Origin of the sequence: Conexibacter woesei Iso977N (assembly GCF_000424625.1) — a bacterium.
GTDB classification, from domain to species: domain Bacteria; phylum Actinomycetota; class Thermoleophilia; order Solirubrobacterales; family Solirubrobacteraceae; genus Baekduia; species Baekduia woesei_A.
This window is the reverse complement of record NZ_AUKG01000001.1, coordinates 2,463,267-2,479,841: the sequence shown is the minus strand read 5'-3', so window position 1 is coordinate 2,479,841 and position 16,575 is coordinate 2,463,267. Positions and strand designations below refer to the sequence as shown.

At 73.1% G+C, this 16,575-nt stretch carries 18 protein-coding genes; 9 read left to right on the top strand and 9 right to left on the bottom strand.

Annotated elements, in window-relative coordinates; genetic code table 11:
* The coding region (locus H030_RS0112240; protein ID WP_027006319.1) for an aldehyde dehydrogenase family protein at positions 1-390 on the top strand (390 nt) is incomplete at its 5' end.
* 56 nt (positions 391-446) lie between these two features.
* Here H030_RS0112240 and H030_RS31595 read toward each other — a convergent pair.
* A complete protein-coding gene (locus H030_RS31595) occupies positions 447-893 on the bottom strand; it encodes a MarR family winged helix-turn-helix transcriptional regulator (protein WP_051222414.1) in 447 nt (148 codons plus the stop codon).
* Positions 894-985: 92 nt separating this feature from the next.
* Complete coding sequence (locus tag H030_RS0112230; RefSeq protein ID WP_027006318.1) at positions 986-2,680, bottom strand: cupredoxin domain-containing protein; 1,695 nt, start codon at positions 2,678-2,680, stop codon at positions 986-988.
* A gap of 142 nt (positions 2,681-2,822) precedes the next feature.
* Here H030_RS0112230 and H030_RS31590 point away from each other — a divergent pair, with 142 nt between their 5' ends.
* The 5 genes from H030_RS31590 to H030_RS0112210 all read left to right on the top strand — a co-directional run bounded on the left by H030_RS31590 (position 2,823) and on the right by H030_RS0112210 (position 8,297).
* Positions 2,823-4,358 carry a catalase gene (locus H030_RS31590; RefSeq protein ID WP_081690720.1) on the top strand — a complete coding sequence of 512 codons (1,536 nt, stop codon included), beginning with the start codon at positions 2,823-2,825 and terminating at the stop codon, positions 4,356-4,358.
* A gap of 73 nt (positions 4,359-4,431) precedes the next feature.
* Complete coding sequence (locus H030_RS31585) at positions 4,432-6,441, top strand: glycosyltransferase family 39 protein (RefSeq protein ID WP_051222412.1); 2,010 nt, start codon at positions 4,432-4,434, stop codon at positions 6,439-6,441.
* Positions 6,442-6,528: 87 nt separating this feature from the next.
* On the top strand, positions 6,529-6,867 hold the full coding sequence (locus H030_RS31580) for a hypothetical protein (protein WP_035126151.1): 339 nt from the start codon (positions 6,529-6,531) through the stop codon (positions 6,865-6,867).
* Positions 6,867-7,199 (top strand): response regulator, encoded by a 333-nt coding sequence (locus H030_RS0112215; RefSeq protein ID WP_035126149.1) that lies wholly within the window; start codon positions 6,867-6,869, stop codon positions 7,197-7,199. The genes H030_RS31580 and H030_RS0112215 overlap by 1 nt, the downstream gene beginning before the upstream one ends.
* Before the next feature lie 435 nt (positions 7,200-7,634).
* The gene (locus H030_RS0112210; RefSeq protein WP_027006316.1) at positions 7,635-8,297 is read left to right on the top strand and encodes a response regulator transcription factor; all 663 of its coding nucleotides are present in this window, start codon (positions 7,635-7,637) and stop codon (positions 8,295-8,297) included.
* On the opposite strand, the gene H030_RS0112205 is transcribed toward H030_RS0112210, so the two are convergent.
* Together H030_RS0112205 and H030_RS0112200 are read right to left on the bottom strand one after the other, a co-directional pair.
* Entirely contained in the window at positions 8,294-9,352 is a 1,059-nt protein-coding gene (locus tag H030_RS0112205) for a PAS domain-containing protein (RefSeq protein WP_051222410.1), read from the bottom strand. The genes H030_RS0112210 and H030_RS0112205 overlap by 4 nt on opposite strands.
* Positions 9,349-9,882, bottom strand: a complete 534-nt coding sequence (locus H030_RS0112200; RefSeq protein ID WP_027006314.1) for a TetR/AcrR family transcriptional regulator — start codon at positions 9,880-9,882, stop codon at positions 9,349-9,351. The genes H030_RS0112205 and H030_RS0112200 overlap by 4 nt, the downstream gene beginning before the upstream one ends.
* A gap of 66 nt (positions 9,883-9,948) precedes the next feature.
* Between H030_RS0112200 and H030_RS0112195 the strand changes: the two genes are divergently transcribed.
* On the top strand, positions 9,949-10,794 hold the full coding sequence (locus H030_RS0112195) for an alpha/beta fold hydrolase (protein WP_035127446.1): 846 nt from the start codon (positions 9,949-9,951) through the stop codon (positions 10,792-10,794).
* Between the two features lie 9 nt (positions 10,795-10,803).
* Positions 10,804-11,892 carry an adenylate/guanylate cyclase domain-containing protein gene (locus H030_RS0112190; protein WP_027006312.1) on the top strand — a complete coding sequence of 363 codons (1,089 nt, stop codon included), beginning with the start codon at positions 10,804-10,806 and terminating at the stop codon, positions 11,890-11,892.
* Here the strand turns inward: H030_RS0112190 and H030_RS0112185 are convergent.
* Together H030_RS0112185 and H030_RS0112180 are read right to left on the bottom strand one after the other, a co-directional pair.
* Positions 11,889-13,238, bottom strand: coding sequence for a dihydrolipoyl dehydrogenase family protein (locus H030_RS0112185; RefSeq protein ID WP_027006311.1), 1,350 nt, complete (start codon positions 13,236-13,238; stop codon positions 11,889-11,891). The genes H030_RS0112190 and H030_RS0112185 overlap by 4 nt on opposite strands.
* Complete coding sequence (locus H030_RS0112180; RefSeq protein ID WP_035126148.1) at positions 13,238-13,441, bottom strand: hypothetical protein; 204 nt, start codon at positions 13,439-13,441, stop codon at positions 13,238-13,240. Before H030_RS0112180 ends, H030_RS0112185 begins: the two co-directional genes overlap by 1 nt.
* Before the next feature lie 87 nt (positions 13,442-13,528).
* Here H030_RS0112180 and H030_RS31575 point away from each other — a divergent pair, with 87 nt between their 5' ends.
* Positions 13,529-14,095, top strand: a complete 567-nt coding sequence (locus H030_RS31575) for an ester cyclase (RefSeq protein WP_051222406.1) — start codon at positions 13,529-13,531, stop codon at positions 14,093-14,095.
* Here H030_RS31575 and H030_RS0112170 read toward each other — a convergent pair.
* The 3 genes from H030_RS0112170 to H030_RS36975 all read right to left on the bottom strand — a co-directional run bounded on the left by H030_RS0112170 (position 14,092) and on the right by H030_RS36975 (position 16,554).
* Positions 14,092-14,508: a hypothetical protein gene (locus H030_RS0112170; protein ID WP_027006309.1), complete on the bottom strand. Its 417-nt coding sequence runs from the start codon at positions 14,506-14,508 to the stop codon at positions 14,092-14,094. The two genes, H030_RS31575 and H030_RS0112170, sit on opposite strands and share 4 nt — an antisense overlap.
* A 64-nt stretch (positions 14,509-14,572) precedes the next feature.
* Positions 14,573-15,574, bottom strand: coding sequence for an SDR family oxidoreductase (locus H030_RS31570; protein ID WP_035126146.1), 1,002 nt, complete (start codon positions 15,572-15,574; stop codon positions 14,573-14,575).
* Between the two features lie 2 nt (positions 15,575-15,576).
* A complete protein-coding gene (locus tag H030_RS36975; RefSeq protein ID WP_051222404.1) occupies positions 15,577-16,554 on the bottom strand; it encodes a LysR family transcriptional regulator in 978 nt (325 codons plus the stop codon).
* Between the last annotated feature and the right edge of the window lie 21 nt (positions 16,555-16,575).

Genomic DNA, 16,575 nt, shown 5'->3' with positions numbered 1-16,575 from the left:
GGCCAGGCCGACGGCCTGCTCCTCACCCCCACGATCGTCGCCGGCGTCACGCCGGAGATGCGGATCTACGCCGAGGAGTCCTTCGGCCCGATCGTCACGGTCATCGAGGTCGACGGCGCCGACGAAGCCGTCCGCGTCGCCAACGACACCGAGTACGGCCTCGCCGCCGCGGTCTTCGGCGACCCGGCGAGCGCGGAGGCGGTCGCCCGGCGGATCCAGTCCGGCATCTGCCACATCAACGGCGCCACCGTCCACGACGAACCCCAGATGCCCTTCGGCGGCGTCAAGCACTCCGGCTGGGGCCGCTTCGGCGGCGACGCCGCCCTCGACGAGTTCACCGAGCTCCGCTGGCTCACGCGCCAAGACGGCGCCCGCCAGTACCCGATCTAGCCACGTCAACGGTGCATTTGGGCTCCATACGAGCCCACATGCACCGTTGACCCGGATCAGCCGACGTCGTCGAGCCCGGCGCCGAGGCGCCGGACGCAGTCGAGCAGCGCGTCGCGGAAGGCGTCGCGCTGCTCGGGCGCCAGGCCCGAGAGCATGGTCTTCTCCATCGCGCTCACCGAGCGGTCGCAGGCTGCGAGCACTTCGCGGCCCCGCGCGCTGATCTCGGTCCGCAGGATCCGGCCGTGGTTGGCGTCCGGGGTGCGCTCGATCAGCCCCGCGGCCTCCAGCTTGCTGATGACCTGCATCATCGACTGCGGCCGCACGAACGTCCGCCGCGCCAGCTGCGCGTTGCTCAACCCCGGCCGCAGCCGCAGCACCGACAGCGCCGTGTACTGCGGCAGCGTCAGCCCGTGCTCGGCGACGTGCTCCTCGACCGCCAGCGACAGCGCCCGGTCGAGTCGTCCCACGATGTAGCTGATCCGCGGCTCCGGCTTGCTCGGCACGCGCGTCAGTCTGCCTGATTCGCCCCTTGAACGGGGCGCGCGGCCGTCGGTCACTCCGGCCGCGCGCTCCCGCCCAAGATCCTAATGGGCGACTAGGACTTCACCTTCTTCGTCCCGACCACGCGGAAGGCACCGCGCATGAAGGGATGGATGCGGCAGAAGTAGGTGTAGGTGCCGGGCGACAGGTTCTTCGGCGTCCTCCAGGTCGCCGTGCCGACGCAGCCGTTGGTGATGATGGTCACCAGGCCGGTCGGGCCGCCGCCCCTGCAGTGCACCTTGGCGGTCGGCGTGTCGATGACCGGCGTGATCGGGATCGTCTCACCGGTGTCGCCGAGCACGTTGCCGCTCAGCGTCGGGCCGTAGCCGAGCTCGCCGGAGTCGAACAGGCCCCTGCCGTTGGCCAGCGGGAAGCCGATCCCGGAGCCCTTGTTGCACGGGGCCCTGCACGCGGTGATCGTGTGGAACACGGTCGCCGTGTTGTCCTCGTTGACGAACGTCAGCGACGTGCCCTGCCTCACCGACGGCGGCAGGCCCTGCTTGCCCGGGTAGGTCAGGTCGCCCGGGTCGTAGGTGAAGTTCTTGATCACCACGCGGCTGGCGAACGGGCCCTGGCGCATCGTGCTGACGTCGTTGTAGGCCGTGTTGACCCTGCGGGTGGCCGCGGGGTCCTCGTTCTCCTTCAACCGCCCGTGCGTGAGGTAGTCGGTCTGGTCGACCGTCTGCGTGAACGGGTCCACGCCGCCCTCGTCGTCGGTGGTGATCCCGGTCACCATGATCCCCATGACCTCGTACCACGACGCCCTGGTGGTGTCGTAGGTCGCGTTGGTCGACAGGATGTCGCCCTTCCTCAGGTGCACCCGCCAGCCTGGGGCCGACGCGCTCATCGCGACGTCCCACGACGTCGCGCCCGAGGGTTCGTAGTAGTTGGCGCGCGAGCGGAAGATCCGGACGGTCTTGCCGTTGCGCGTCACGTTGAGGTCGGTCCAGAGGCCGCCCGGGTGCAGGTGGCCGGCGGTCGAGACGAGCGTCGAGTCGTGGTCGACGACCCACTGGTTGCGCGGGTTGTTCGGCCGGTCCGGGTACGGGTTCTTGGCCTGGTCGGGGAACGTGAACTTGCCGTTCGTGCCCGAGCCCTTGATCGCGTTGAACACCGGGTAGGGCTTGACGCCCTCGACGTCCATCCACTGCGTGTTGATCTGGTGGATGTTGGCCGCTTCCGGAGCCGTGTCCGGGATGAAGTACAAGGTGTAGGTGATGTACACCTCATGATCCTGGGCGACCAGGTCGTGGATCATGTGGTTGATCATCCACGTCTGCCTGGTGCTGTAGCGCCACCCGTAGCCCTGCGGCGCGGTGAAGTTCGTCTTCTCCTCGCCCGCGGCGAACGTCGGCTTGAGGTCGACGAGCCAGACGGCGTGGTGCAGGTGGACCTCGGTGACCGGCGGGTTCCTGCCGGTCTTGGCGTCGATCAGGCCGGGCCGGAAGCCGACGATCCAACCGTCGACCGCGGGGCGCTCCTTCTGGACGTCGATGTCGATGAGGTTCTGCCCCGGCTGGATCCTCAGCGGGCCGAACTTGTACTTCAGAACCTGGGCGCCGGGCGGCGGGCCGGGGTCCTTGACGGGGATGTTCAGGTCGGCCGGCGCCTTCTTGAACGCCGAGGCGACGGCGTCGTGACGCTGCTCCTTGACGATGCGCGGCACCGCCGCGGACGCGGTGGTGGCGGTCAGCGCGACCAGGGCCAGGACGGACACGAGCAGCTTCAGGAGCCGCACGGGGGACTGCATGGGGACAGGACCTCTCCTCGGGTGGGCACGCACGGCCATCTCTCCTCGTTGACCGCGCGGTCAACAACGTTACCGGCCCCCGGGGCGAGGGTCAACGCGCCCACGCGCGTGCGCGAGGGCGCCGACCGGGTAGCGCGAACGTATGACCGATCCGCGCCGTCCCGCGACCACGACCGACTCGGGCATCCCGGCCGTCAGCGACGAGCACTCGCTGACCGTCGGTCCTGCCGGCCCGATCGCCCTGCACGACCACTACGTCGTGCAGAAGATGCAGCACTTCAACCGCGAGCGGGTGCCGGAGCGCGTCGTCCACGCCAAGGGCGGCGGCGCGCACGGGACCTTCGAGGTGACCAACGACGTCACCGCGTTCACCAAGGCCGCGTTCCTCGGCAGGGTCGGCAGGACGACCGACATGTTCGCGCGCTTCTCGACCGTCGCCGGCGAGCAGGGCTTCCCGGACACCGTCCGCGACCCGCGCGGCTTCGCGCTGAGGTTCTACACCGAGGACGGCAACTTCGACATGGTCGGCAACAACACGCCGGTCTTCTTCGTCCGCGACCCCTCCAAGTTCCAGGACTTCATCCACTCCCAGAAGCGCCTGCCCGACACGGGCCTGCGCTCGAACGACATGCAGTGGGACTTCTGGACGCTGTCGCCCGAGAGCGCCCACCAGGTGACGATCCTGATGAGCGAGCGCGGGATCCCGCGCACGTGGCGCCACCAGCACGGCTTCTCGAGCCACACCTACTCGTGGGTCAACGCGGGCGGCGAGCGCTTCTGGGTCAAGTACCACATCAAGTCCGACCAGGGCATCGAGAACATGACCGAGGACGACGCCGCCAGGATGGCCGGCGAGGACGCGGACTTCCACCGCCGCGACCTCAACGAGGCCATCAAGAACGGCGACCACCCGTCGTGGACGTTCTACGTCCAGGTGATGCCGTTCGCCGACGCCGCCGACTACCGCTTCAACCCGTTCGACCTCACGAAGGTCTGGCCGAAGGGCGACTACCCGCTGATCGAGGTCGGCCGGATGACGCTCAACCGCAACCCGGAGAACTTCTTCGCCGAGGTCGAGCAGTCCAGCTTCAACCCCTCCAACCTGGTCCCGGGCACGGGCCTGTCGCCGGACCGGATGCTGATGGCGCGGATCTTCAGCTACCACGACACGCACCTACACCGGATCGGCCCCAACTACGAGCAGCTGCCGATCAACCGCCCGCAGTGCCCCGTCCACTCCTACAACAAGGACGGCGCCATGGCCTACCACCACGCGGGGGCGCAGCCGGTCTACGCGCCGAACTCCTACGGCGGGCCGGAGGCGGGCGCCGACGGCCGCGCCGGCGAGGTCGGCTGGGACGTCGAGGCGGGCGAGCTGGCGCGCGTGGCCTACGCCAAGCACCGCGAGGACGACGACTTCGGCCAGCCGGGCACGCTCATGCGCGAGGTGATGGACGACGCGCAGCGCTCGGCGCTGGTGGAGAACGTCGTCGGCCACGCGTCCCAGGACGTCACCCGCGCGATGCAGCTGCGGGTGGTCGCGTACTGGACGCGCGTGGACGAGGGGATCGGCGCGCGCGTCGCCGCGGGGCTGGGGCTGAGCAACGGCCAGGCGCCGGACGCCGCGGAGATGAGGGCGGCGCAGGAGCTCGTGGACGCGCACGCCGGAAGGGCGTAGCCCGCGGGCCGGCCACAGGGATCTCCCAGCGTTCGCACGGGAGATCCTCCGCGGGGGCGTCGATGGTGGTCGCATGGCCTCCACCACCACGCCCCTGCCGCCGCCCGCGCAGCTGACCTCGCCGCTGTCGCGGCGCGCGACCCACGCGCGCCGCCGCCCGGCGGTCCTCGATCGCTTCGGCCGGGTCCAGGCCGGGCTGCTCGCCGTGCTCGTCCTCGCCGCGCTGCTGTGCTGCTGGGACCTGACGCGCGACGGCATGTCCAACACCTACTACGCGGCCGCGGTCAAGTCGGCGAGCGAGAGCTGGAAGGCGTTGTTCTTCGGCTCGCTGGATCCCGGCTCGTTCATCACGGTGGACAAGCCGCCGCTGGCGATCTGGATGATGGGGTTGAGCGCACGCGTCTTCGGCTTCTCGTCGTTCTCCATGTTGTTGCCCGACGCGCTGTGCACGATCGGCGCGGTCGCGCTGCTGCACGCGACGGTGCGGCGAGTGACCGGCTCGACGCCGGCGGCGCTCGCGGCCGCGGCGCTGCTGGCGATCACGCCGGTGACGGTCGCGATCGCGCGCGTCAACAACCCGGACGCGCTGCTGATCCTGTTGTTGGTGGCCTCGGCCTACATGGTGGTCCGGGCGCTGGAGTCGGGCAGGACCAAGCACCTGGTCTGGGCGGGCGTGTTCGTCGGCCTGGCGTTCATGACCAAGATGCTCCAGGGCTGGATGGTCGTCCCGGCGCTCGGCGCGACCTACCTGCTGGCCGGCCTGCCGGCGCTGTGGACGCGGGTTCGGCAGCTCGCGGTCGCGGGCGTCGCGATGGTCGTCGTCTCGGCGGCGTGGCCGGTGGCCGTGACGCTGTGGCCGGGCAGCAGGCCCTACATCGGCGGGTCGACCGACGGCTCGATCTGGGATCTCATCTTGGGGTACAACGGCTTCGGCCGGCTGTTCGGCGAGAACGGCGGCGGGGGCGGCGCGAGCTTCGGCGGCGAGCCGGGCCTGCTGCGGCTGTTCAACACCGAGGTCGGCGGGCAGATCGCGTGGCTGCTGCCGCTGGCGGCGGTCGGGCTGGTCGCGGCGCTGGTGCTGACGCGGCGCGCGCCGCGGACCGACCGGCTGCGCGCGGGCGCGGTGCTGTTCGGCGTCTGGGCGCTGGTGCACGTGGCGATCTTCAGCACCGCGAAGGGCACGTTCCACCCGTACTACACGAGCGCGCTGGCCCCGGCGGTCGCGGCGCTGGGCGGGATCGGGCTGGTGCTGCTGGGCACGCGGGTCGCGCGGTCGTGGGTCGCGCTCGGTGGCGCGGCGGTCGGCGTCGGCGCGACGGCGGCGCTGAGCGTGTCGCTCCTGGACCGGACGCCGGACTTCCACCCGTGGCTGCGCGTGGCGATCCCGGTCGCGGCGGTGGTGGCGGTTCTGGCGGCCGTCGCGCTGCGGCTCGGCGCGCCGCGGCGGGTGCTGGCGGTCGCCGCCGTGGCGGCGGTCGTGGCGGTCGGCGCCGGGCCGTTGTCCTACAGCTTGGCCAGCGTCGGGCGCTCGCTCAACGGCAACAACGTGCTGGCCGGGCCGAGCGAGGCGAGCGCCGGCGGGTTCGGCGGCATGGGCGGCGGCGCGATGCGCGGCGGCAACGGCGGTCCGCCGAGCGGTGGCGGCACGACCGGCACGCGGCCGAGCTTCTCGGGCGGCACGCCGCCGAGCGGCGCGCAGCAGGGCGCCGGCGGTGGCGGCGGCATGGGCGGCGGCGGGACGCTGTCGACCAGCGTCATCAAGTACTTGGAGGCCCACCAGGGCAGCGCCAAGTACCTGCTCGCCGCGACCGGCTCGCAGACGACGGCCAACATCATCATCTCGACCGGCAAGGCGGTGGTGACGATCGGCGGCTTCTCGGGCAGCGACCCGGCGCCGAAGGTCAGCCAGTTCGTCGCGATGGTCAGGAGCGGGCAGGTCAAGTACGTCCTGGTCGGGAGCGGCGGTGGCGGCGGGATGGGCGGGAGCTCGTCCTCGGACCTGACCACCTGGATCAAGGCCCACGCCAGGCAGGTCTCCGGCGTGACCGTCGCCTCCGGGACGCTCTACGCGGTGAGCGCGTAGCGGCCGCTCGGCGATGTCGGGACAACCCGACATCGCCGGGCCGCGCGCCCGAGGCGGAGGTCGCCTCGCCGGCCCGATACTGAGGACATGCTGTTCTCCATGCGCTACCTCATCCCGGCCGGCGTGTGCCTGGCCGGGCTGGTCATCGTCCTGATCGCCGGACCGTCGAACTACGGGCCGGACGCCCTGGCCGCGATGGTCGGCGCGGGCGGCGCGATCTACCTGATGAACAAGTTCATGCGCATGGGGATCGAGGGCGACGCCGACCGCGACGTCGAGGAGGCGCGCCGCATGTTCCTGGACCGCTACGGCCGCTGGCCCGACGAGGTCCCGGCCGGCTGGACGTCGCCCGACGCGCACGAGGACGTCGACACGACCATGCGCGAGCTGGTCGAGCGGCGCCGCGCGTCGGACGTCGCCGCCTGATGGCCCGGATCCTGATCGCCGACGACGACGCGCGCTTCCGCGGCCTGGCCCGCCGGACCGTCGCGGCGCGCGGCCACGCGGTCGTCGGCGAGGCCGCCGACGCGGCGGCCGCGCTCGCCCTCGCACGCACCGAGACGCCCGACGTCGCACTGGTCGACGTCCACCTCGGCGCCGACTCCGGCTGGGCGCTGGCGGCGGAGCTCCGCGCGCTCGGCGTCCCCCGCGTCGTCATGGTCTCCAGCGACCCCGACGCCCTCCACGGCGCACCCGACGACCTCCGTGACCGCGTCGCCTTCACGCCCAAGCCGGCCCTCGCCGCGCTGTCGCTCTGACCGGCCCGCCCGAAGGGGCGCCGGACCGATGACGGCAAAGACCACCACCGCTCCGCATCGCCGCAGGCGACGACGACCAAGCGAAGCGCCTTCAACCACACCCCGGGCAGAGACGCCAGCTGCCGTCGCGGAACAGGCGGCTGCGATGCCGCGACGAGAGGGCGCGTGGTGCGATGCCGGACCGATGACGGCAAAGACCACGACGGCTCCGCATCGCCGCAGGCGACGACGACCAAGCGAAGCGCCTTCAACCACACCGCGGGCAGAGACGCGAACGGCCGCCGCGGAACAGGCGGCTGCGATGCCGCGACCAAAGGGCGCGTGAAGCGATGCCGGACCGATCACGGCGACGGGAGCTGTTGCCGCGGAACGGACGGCTGCGTGCCGCGACGACGGACCGCGTGAAGCGAGGGCGGCCGGTAGGGTCGGGCGCGGATGGCGGCGCCGCCCCGAGTCCTGATCGCCGATGACCACCTGCTGCTCCGCGCCGGTCTGTCGCGGCTGCTGGCGGACGCCGGGATGGAGGTCGTCGCCGAGGCGGGCGATGCCGATGACCTGCTGCGCAAGGTCGCCGCGCACCGGCCGGATGTCGCGATCGTCGACATCCAGATGCCGCCCGACCAGACCGACGACGGGCTGCGCGCGGCGATGCGGATCCGGCGCGAGCATCCGGAGGTCGGGGTGCTCGTGCTCTCCCAGCACGCCGACGAGCGCTACGCGCTGGACCTGATCGGCGACGACGCCTCAGGCGTCGGCTACCTGCTCAAGGACCGCGTGGGCGACGTCGACGAGTTCGCCGGCGCGGTCCGGCGCGTGGCCCACGGCGGCAGCGCGCTCGATCCCAAGATCGTGTCCTTGATGGTCGGCCGGCGGCGCACCGACGACCCGCTGGAGAACCTGTCGCCGCGCGAGCGCGACGTGCTCGGGCTGATGGCCGAGGGCAAGTCCAACGCCGGGATCGCCGCCGCGCTGAGGGTCACGCCCGCGGCGGTCGAGAAGCACGTCACGCGGATCTTCGGGAAGCTGCAGCTGGGCCACGAGCCGTCCGAGCACCGCCGCGTGCTCGCGGTCCTGGCGCTGCTGCGCGCGACCCGCTAGCCGGCGAGGTCCGGCCCGCGCGCGGGGAGCGTCGCCTCGACGCGCGTCCCGCGCCCGTCCACGCCGGCGGCCACCGTCAGCGCGCCGTCGACCGCCGCCACCCGGTCGGCCAGCCCGGACAGGCCGGAGCCGGACGGGTCGGCGCCGCCGCGCCCGTCGTCCTCGACCAAGATCCTCAACAACTCGCCCTCGCGCGCCACCTCGACGCGCGTGTGCTCCGCGCCCGCGTGCTTGGCCACGTTGGCGAGCGCCTCGGCGATCACGAAGTACGCGGTCGCCTCGACGAGGTCCGGGAAGCGCTCGCGCGTGACGTCGAGCGCCACCGGGACCGGCGTGCGCGCGGTCAGCGACTCGACCGCGCCGAGCAGCCCGCGGTGCGTCAGGACCGCCGGGTGCAGCCCGGCGCCGAGCGCGCGCAGCTCGTCGATCGCGGCCTGCGTCTCCTCCACGACGGCGCCGAGCATCTCCCCCACCTCGGCGGGATCCTCGCTGCGCCGGGCGATCTGCGCGGCGAGCGCGATGTTCGTCAGCCGCTGCTGGGCGCCGTCGTGGAGGTCGCGGCCCAGGCGCCGGCGCTCGTCCAGCGCGGCCTCGACGATCCGGGCGCGCGAGGCGTGCGTCGCCCGCTCCCGCAGGCGCGCCGCCGCGGCCGCGCGGCGCTCGGTGATGTCCTGGAAGACGACGACCGCGCCGCGGCCCTCGGGCGTGTCGACCGGCGCCGAGCTGTAGGCCACCGGGACGAACGTCCCGTCGCGGCGCACGAACCAGTCCTCCTCGACGCGCACGACCTCGCCGGTCACGCGCGGGCGCAGCAGCGGGCACGCGTCCTCCGGGAACGGCGTGCCGTCGGGCTTGTGATGGTGGATGGTCGCGTGCGACGGCTGCCCGAGCAGCTGCGCCTCGTCGTCGTAGCCGAGCATCCGCACCGCCGCGCCGTTGGCGAACTGCACGCGCCCCTCGTGGTCGACCGCGTAGACCGCGTCGGCGATCGACTCGACGAGCGCGGCGAGGACCGGATCGCCACCGCTGCCGAACCCCAGCGCGTTGTTGTTCATGTCGCTCCCAGGTAGCGGCGCAGCGCGCGCCGTGAGGCCGGCAGGCGGCGGCCCGCATCGAACTCGCGCACCGCGATCTCCTGCGTCATCGCCGACAGCAGCTGCGCCGCGGCGGGCGCGTCGGGCCAGCCCATCGCCTTGAACGACGACGTCGTCAGCGCGGCGAAGCGGTCGTGGCGCGCGCTCATCAAGGTGGACAACTTGGGGTCGGTCCGGGCCTCGAGCGCCAGCGCCTTGACCGCGCGGTCGCTGAGCGAGACGTCGAGGTAGGCCTCGACCCCGGCGACGAGCAGCTCCGCGCCCGGCTCCAGGCCGGCGATCGCGGCGGCGGCCGCTGTGTCGACCTTGGCGTGGAAGCGTGCGTGGAGCGCGTCGACGAACGCCTCGCGGTCGGCGAAGTGCACGTAGAACGTGCCCTTGGCCACGCCGGCCTCCGCCACCACGCGGTTGACGCTCAGCCCCGCGAGACCCTCGCGCTCGGCGACCACGATCCCCGCGTCCAGCAGCGCCTCGTAGGTCGGGTGGCTCACGCGTCCGAGCCTAACATGACCGATCGGTCATTGACTATGACCGACCGGTCGGTCATGTTACGCCGCATGCTGCTCGACACGCCCCATGGCTCCATCGCCTACGACATCCGCGGCGACGCCGCGGCGCTCCCGATCGTCCTGCTCGCCTCCGGCGCCCACGACCGCCACGACTACGACGCCCTCCGCGACCGCCTCCCCACCAACACCTACAAGACGATCGCCCTCGACTGGCCCGGCCACGGCGAGTCACCGCTGAGAGACGACAACGCCTCTCCGCGGCTCAGGCACGGTGGGTCGCCGCTGGACGGCGAGCTGAGCGCCATGCGCTGCGCCGACGTGACCGAGGCGGCAGTGGAGGCGCTGGCCCCTGGCGGCGCGATCGTCGTGGGCAACTCGGTCGGCGGCTTCTCCGCCGCGCGTCTGGCGCTGCGCCGGCCGGAGTTGGTGAAGGGGTTGGTCCTGATCGACTCCGGCGGCTTCGTCGGCGCGCCGCCGCACGTCCGGGCGTTCTGCCGGCTGATGGCACGGCCCGGGTTCCTGAAGGCCATCTACCCCACGTTCGCCCGCCGCTACATGCGGGCGCGCACCGACGCCGACCGCGCCGCGCTCGCCGCCGGGATCGCGACGACGCGCGCCGACCCGGGCTTGCGCGCGGTCGCCGGCCTCTGGCGCTCGTTCGCGTCGCCCGCGCACGACCTGCGCGCCGACGCTCCGCGGATCGCGGCGCCGACGCTGGTGATCCACGGCCGCAGGGATCCGGTGATCCCGCTGCGCACCGCGAAGGCGACGGCAGCGGCGATCCCGGGTGCGGAGCTCCACGTCCTCGACACCGGCCACGTGCCGCACACGACCGAGCCGGACGCGGTCGCCGCGCTGCTGATCCCGTTCGCCGAGGCTGAAGCCACCGCGTAGAGTCGCTGCGTGGACCGTCTCCCGCTGCCCGAGCACCCCACGCTGCGCGCCGTCGCCGAGCGGCTGGAGGAGCGCCGTCACGTCGCGGAGGTGTGGGACGCGGACTGGCGCTTCGCCTACGCGACCACCGACTACCTGGTGTCGTGCGGGACGACGACGGCCGCGGCGCTGCGCCTCGTCGGCCTCGCCTACGACGCGCCCGAGATGACGGCGGAGCGCGCGACGTGGCCCGGTTTCGCCACCGAGGAGAGCTGGGCGACGATCGCCAAGCACCTGCGGCCCATGATCGAGGGCACGGTGCGCCAGGAGTCGCTGACGTTCGACGACGGCGAGCTGAAGTTCGGGCGCCGCACGCTCCCGTTCCAGGTGCTGACCGTGCGGCTGCTCGATGACCGCGGGTCGCTGGCGGGCACCGTGAACGTCATCGTCCCCGGCCTGTCCGGCGCGGCGCTGTCGCTGCTGGCCTCCGGCGACCACCGCTCGCTGGAGCGGCTGCTCGACACCTCACGGCCCGCGCGCCGCCGCGCCGCGCTGCTGTTCGCCGACCTCGAGGGCTCCTCCGCGCTCGCGCGCAGCCTCCCGGCCGCCGAGTACTTCAGGTTGATCCGGCGCCTGATGAGCCGCGCGGACGCCGCGATCGTCGACCGCGGCGGGCTCGTCGGCAGGCACGCGGGCGACGGGCTGTCCGCACTGTTCCTCGCCGACCAGATCGGGTCGGAGTCCGCGACCGCGCGCGCGTGCATCGAGGCGGCGCAGGCGATCGCCGCCGAGCAGCCGGACGGGCTGAGCGTGCGCTTCGGCCTGCACTGGGCCGCGACGCCGTTCGTCGGCAACCTCCTGACGTCCGGCCGGACCGAGGTCACGGCGCTCGGCGACGAGATGAACGAGGCCGCGCGGATCGAGGCGTGCGCCGCCGGCGGCCGGCTGCTGGCGTCCAAGGCGCTGATCGAGCGGCTCGAGTCCGGTGACGCGGCGGCGCTGCGGATCGACCCGGCGGCGCTGCGCTTCACGCCGCTGGGCGAACTGCCCGGCGCGCCGGAGAAGGCACGCCGGGACGCGCCGTCGCTGGCGGTCTGCGACCTCACCGCGCCGCGCTAGCCGATGGCCTTGGTCAGCTCCTTCAGCGCCTCCACGAACACCTCGCTGAACGTCGGGAACGGCTGGATCGTGTCGGCCAGGACCTCGAGCGGGATCTGCGCCCGGATCGCCAGCGTCGCCTGCTGCAGCCACTCGCCGGCCTCCGGGCCGAGCGCGTAGGCGCCGGTCAGGACGTGGCCGTCGCTCAGCAGCGTCAGGAACCCGTTCGCGGTCGCGTACTGGCGCGAGTAGGTCTCCATCTTGGCCGTGAACGCCACCGAGCCGGTCCCCGAGAACTCGGCCTCGGCCGCGCCGACCGCGGCGGCCTGCGGGTCGGTGTAGACGACGCGCGGGACCGCGTCGTAGGACGCCTCGCGCGGCTTCTTGTTGATGATGTTGGCCGCGACGATCTCGGACTGGTACTTGCCGGTGTGGGTGAACGGCCACAGGCCGGTGATGTCGCCCAGCGCCCAGAGCCGGTCGGCGACCTGCATCCGCGCGTCGACCGGGACGCCCCTGCGGTCGGGTTCGATGCCGACGGTCTCCAGCCCGATGTCGTGCACGCGCGCAGCGCGGCCGGTCGCGCACAGCAGCTTGTCGCCGCGCAGCTCGGTGCCGTCCTTCAACACCACCACGTAGTCGTCGCCGTCGCGCTTGGCCTCGACCATCTCGGCGCCGAGGACCAGCTCGATCCCGTCGGCGCGCAGCACCTCGGCGAGCGCCTCGCCCAGCGGCCGCGGCTCGCGCGACAGGACGTGCTCGGCGCGCTCGATCACGACTGCCTCTCCACCGAGACGCCGGACCGCCTGCGCCATCTCGACGCCGACCGGACCGCCGCCGAGGATCAGCAGCCGCCGCGGCACGGCCTTCATGCCGGTGACCTCGCGGTTGGTCCACAGCCCGTCGAGCTCGCGCAGGCCCGGGACCGGGGGGACGATCGCGTCGGCGCCGTTGGCCAGGACCACGTGCGCCGCCGTGTAGGTGCCCGCGCCGGAGCCGTCGGTGACCTCCACGGTCCCGGTCCCGGCCAGCCGGCCGGTGCCCCGCAGGACGGTGATGTCGTGGTCGGTCAGCCACCTCGCCGCGTTGGTGTCGTCGTAGTCGGAGACCTGGAAGTCGCGCCACGCGAGCGCGCGCTCGACCACCACCTCCGCGTCGGACTCGGCGTCGTGCGCGTCGTGGACGGCCTCGCCGGGGCGCAGCAGCGTCTTGGACGGGATGCACGCGTAGTACGAGCACTCGCCGCCGACGAGCTCGCGCTCGACGACGGCGACCTTCAGCCCGCCCTCGGCGAGCGCGGCGGCGCCGTGCTCGCCCGGCGCGCCCGCGCCGATCATGATCACGTCGTAGTCATAGGACTCGCTCATCAGGAGCTCGTCCCGAGCACGTCGTCCATGTGCTTGCCCGCGGCGATCACCGCGTCGTCGGAGGTGGCACCGCCCGCGCGGGCGATGATGTAGGCGCCGTACCAGTCCGACCAGTGGTGCGGCGGCGCGACAGCCTCGTAGGCGCCGTGGTGCTCTTCGGCCTCGCGCAGGAGCGGGACCAGGGTGTCGAGGTCGATGTCCATGCTGCAGACCATCTCGCATCCCGGCCCGTTTCGCACCCCGTGCCGCCCCTGGTCGACCCCCTGGTGTGCGGGTCGTAGGGTGCGGGGATGACCGCCGCCGCCGACGTCCGCGCCCGCAGAGAGCAGCTCGTCCTCGACCACTTCCACGACGAGGTCGCCCAGCAGTGGGACGACGTGCTGTCGACGTTCCCCCATCCGCGCTACGAGATCGTCCCGACCCAGACCGTCCACGACGGCGGCGCCGCGGTGCGCGGCTACTACGACGAGACCCGCCGGGCGTTCCCCGACCAGCGCCACGAGATGATCGCCCTGCGCCACGCCGACGACGCGGTCATCACCGAGTTCTACCTGCTCGGCACCCACCTCGGCCCGCTCGGCCCGGTGCCCGCGACCGGCGCCTCCTTCAAGGTCCGCATGACCGCCTACTTCGTCTTCCGCGGCGACGACGAGCTGGTCTGCGAGCGCATCTACTTCGACCAGCTCTCGTTCCTGCGCCAGCTCCTGGGCGGGATCGACCTGAAGTCCTTCGGCGGGGTGCTGCTGTTGTTGAAGGTCTTGCGCGGCTTCGGGAAGATGAGCCGCGCGCCCAAGGACATCATCCCCGACGGCGACGAGGAGACCGTGGCGGGGCCGACCGTCCGCCGCGACGGCTAGGCGACGCCCAGGAACGACTCGCGGTCGCGCTCCGGGTCGATGAAGCGCTCCCGCTGCGGGTCGTAGAGCCGCCAGGTCGGCTCGGTCGTCGCGACCTCGGCGCAGACCGCGGCGATCTCCGTCGCCAGGCGCTCGGGGTCGAGCGAGTCCCAGTAGGGGAAGTTGAAGGCCATGTGCTCGTGATGGAGCAGCACCTGGAGCCCGGCCTCGTCGGTCAGGTCGATGCCGCCCGTCCAGCCTGACTGCTCGTAGGCGGGGTTCCGGGTGACCAGCGCCGCGGCGATCCTGCGGTTGCGGGCCTGCGCCGCCGGAGCGGGTGCTCCACGCTCCGCCTCGGCGTCCTCGAGGCGGAAGACCGTGTCATCCGGGCGCTCCCCCTCGGCCGGCGTGAACAGGAACAGGTCGTAGCTCATCTCGGGCGTGGAGTATGCGGCTCTCCTGCGCGGTCCTGGACGGGTCGTGGACGCGCGGTGACGGCTAGACCGCCGGCCTCGACGACCAGGCGGCTCCCGGCTCCGGCATCAGGCTCAGCGCGGTCTCGAGGATCGTGATCTCGGGGGCGCGCGGGCGCCAGCCGAGCACGTTGCGGGCCTTCGCCCCCGAGACGTGGAGGAGCTGCGCGGACGGGTCGGGGAGCTCGACTGACGGAAGCCTCGCGGCGATCGGCTCCGCCAGGCGCTCGCGCAGCACGCGCGCGACGTCGGCCAGCCAGAGCCCGTCGCTCGCCGCCGCGATGAAGCGCTCGCCCGCTGCCTGCGGCGCGATCATCGCGGCGAGGTGCAGCGCGGCGACGTCGCGGACGTCGGCGACGGCCAGCGACAGCCGCGGGATCCCGGCGGCCATCGACCCGTTCAACAACCCCTCGACCAGCCCGATCGACGCCGAGTGCTCCGGTCCCAGGACCGGGCCGAGGATCGCGGTCGGGCAGATCGCGCACAGCTCCAGGCCGCCGCCGTCGCGTTGCACGAAGTCCCAGGCCGCGCGCTCGGCGACGGCCTTGGAGCGGATGTAGGCCCGCACGCCGGTCGCGTCCGGCGGCGTCCAATCGGCCTCGGTGAACACGTGCTCGGCGGGCAGCGAGCGCCCGTAGCCGACCGCCGCGAACGACGACGTGACGACGACGCGCCGAACGCCGGCATCGCGCGCGGCACGCAGCACCCGCAGCGTCCCGTCGCGCGCGGGGACCACCACCATGTCCTCGTGCTCGGGGTCGACGGCCGGGAACGGCGAGGCCAGATGCAGGACGTGCTCGCAGCCGGCGACCGCCTCGGCCCAGCCGTCGTCGGCGAGCAGGTCGGCCTCGGCGAACGTCAGGCGATCGCCGGCATCCACACCATGTCGGTCCAGGACCTCCCGCACCAGCAGCGCGCGGACCGGCGTCCGGACGGTCGCCCGGACGCGGTGCCCGCGTTCCAGCAGCGCGGCGATCGTGTGCAGCGCGAGGAAGCCGGAGCCGCCGGTGACCACGACGGGCGCCATCGTCACGCCGCCTCGGCCAGGTCGACCTCCGCCATCGCCGCGACCGCGGCGCGCCGCGCCCGGAGCGACTGCGACGCCTGCTCCAGCTCGTCGAGCAGCCGCGCCAGGACCGGTCCGGGCGCCTCGTCGCGGGTGACGATCCCCATCGGGACCGACGGCGCCGTGCCGCCGGCCGCCACCGCGAGCGGTACCGCGGTCAGCCCCGGCACGCTGTTGCGCGCGGCGGCCGACTGCGGCAGCAGCGTGGCGCCCGCGCCGCTCAACACCTCCAACAACAGCTGCTCCAGCGTCTCGGCGGCCGACTCCACCACCTCGATCCCGACGCCCGCGCCGTGGAAGGCCGCGACCGTCGCGTCGTGGCAGGCCGGGTCGATGTCGCGACGCGGCAGCAGCACGCGCCCGGCCGCCAGCCGCTCCAGCGCGATCGCCGGGAACGCCGCCGGCCCCGCGTCGGGCGCGCCGCGCGCGCCCGGGACCATCGCCACCAGCGGCTCGACCGCCGCGACGTTCACGCGCAGCCCTGCGGTCGCGGCCGGCAGGCACACGACCGCCGCGTCGAGCTGGCCGTCGCGGACCTGCTGCAGCAGCGTGCGCGCCGCCGCCGTCGCGAGATCCACGTCAACGCGGGCGCCCGCCGTGCGCAGGCGCGCGAGCGTCGTCCCGATCACCGGCGGCAGCGCGTGCAGCGTGAACCCGAGCCGCACCCGCCACTGCCCGCGCGCCGCCGCGCGCCGGGCGCTGTGCCCGGCGCCGTCGACGTCGTGCAGGATCCGCCTGGCGTCCTCGAAGAACGCCGCGCCCCCGGCGGTCAGCCTGACCGACCGTGACGTGCGGTCCAGCAGCCGGACGCCGAGCTCGGCCTCCAGCTTGCGGATCTGCTCGCTGACCGCGGGCTGCGCGACGTGCAGCCGCGCCGACGCGCGCCGGAAGTGCTGGTCCTCGGCCACGGCCACGAAGTAGCGCAGCTGTCTGATCTCCATTGCAATCACCTCAACTTGCTT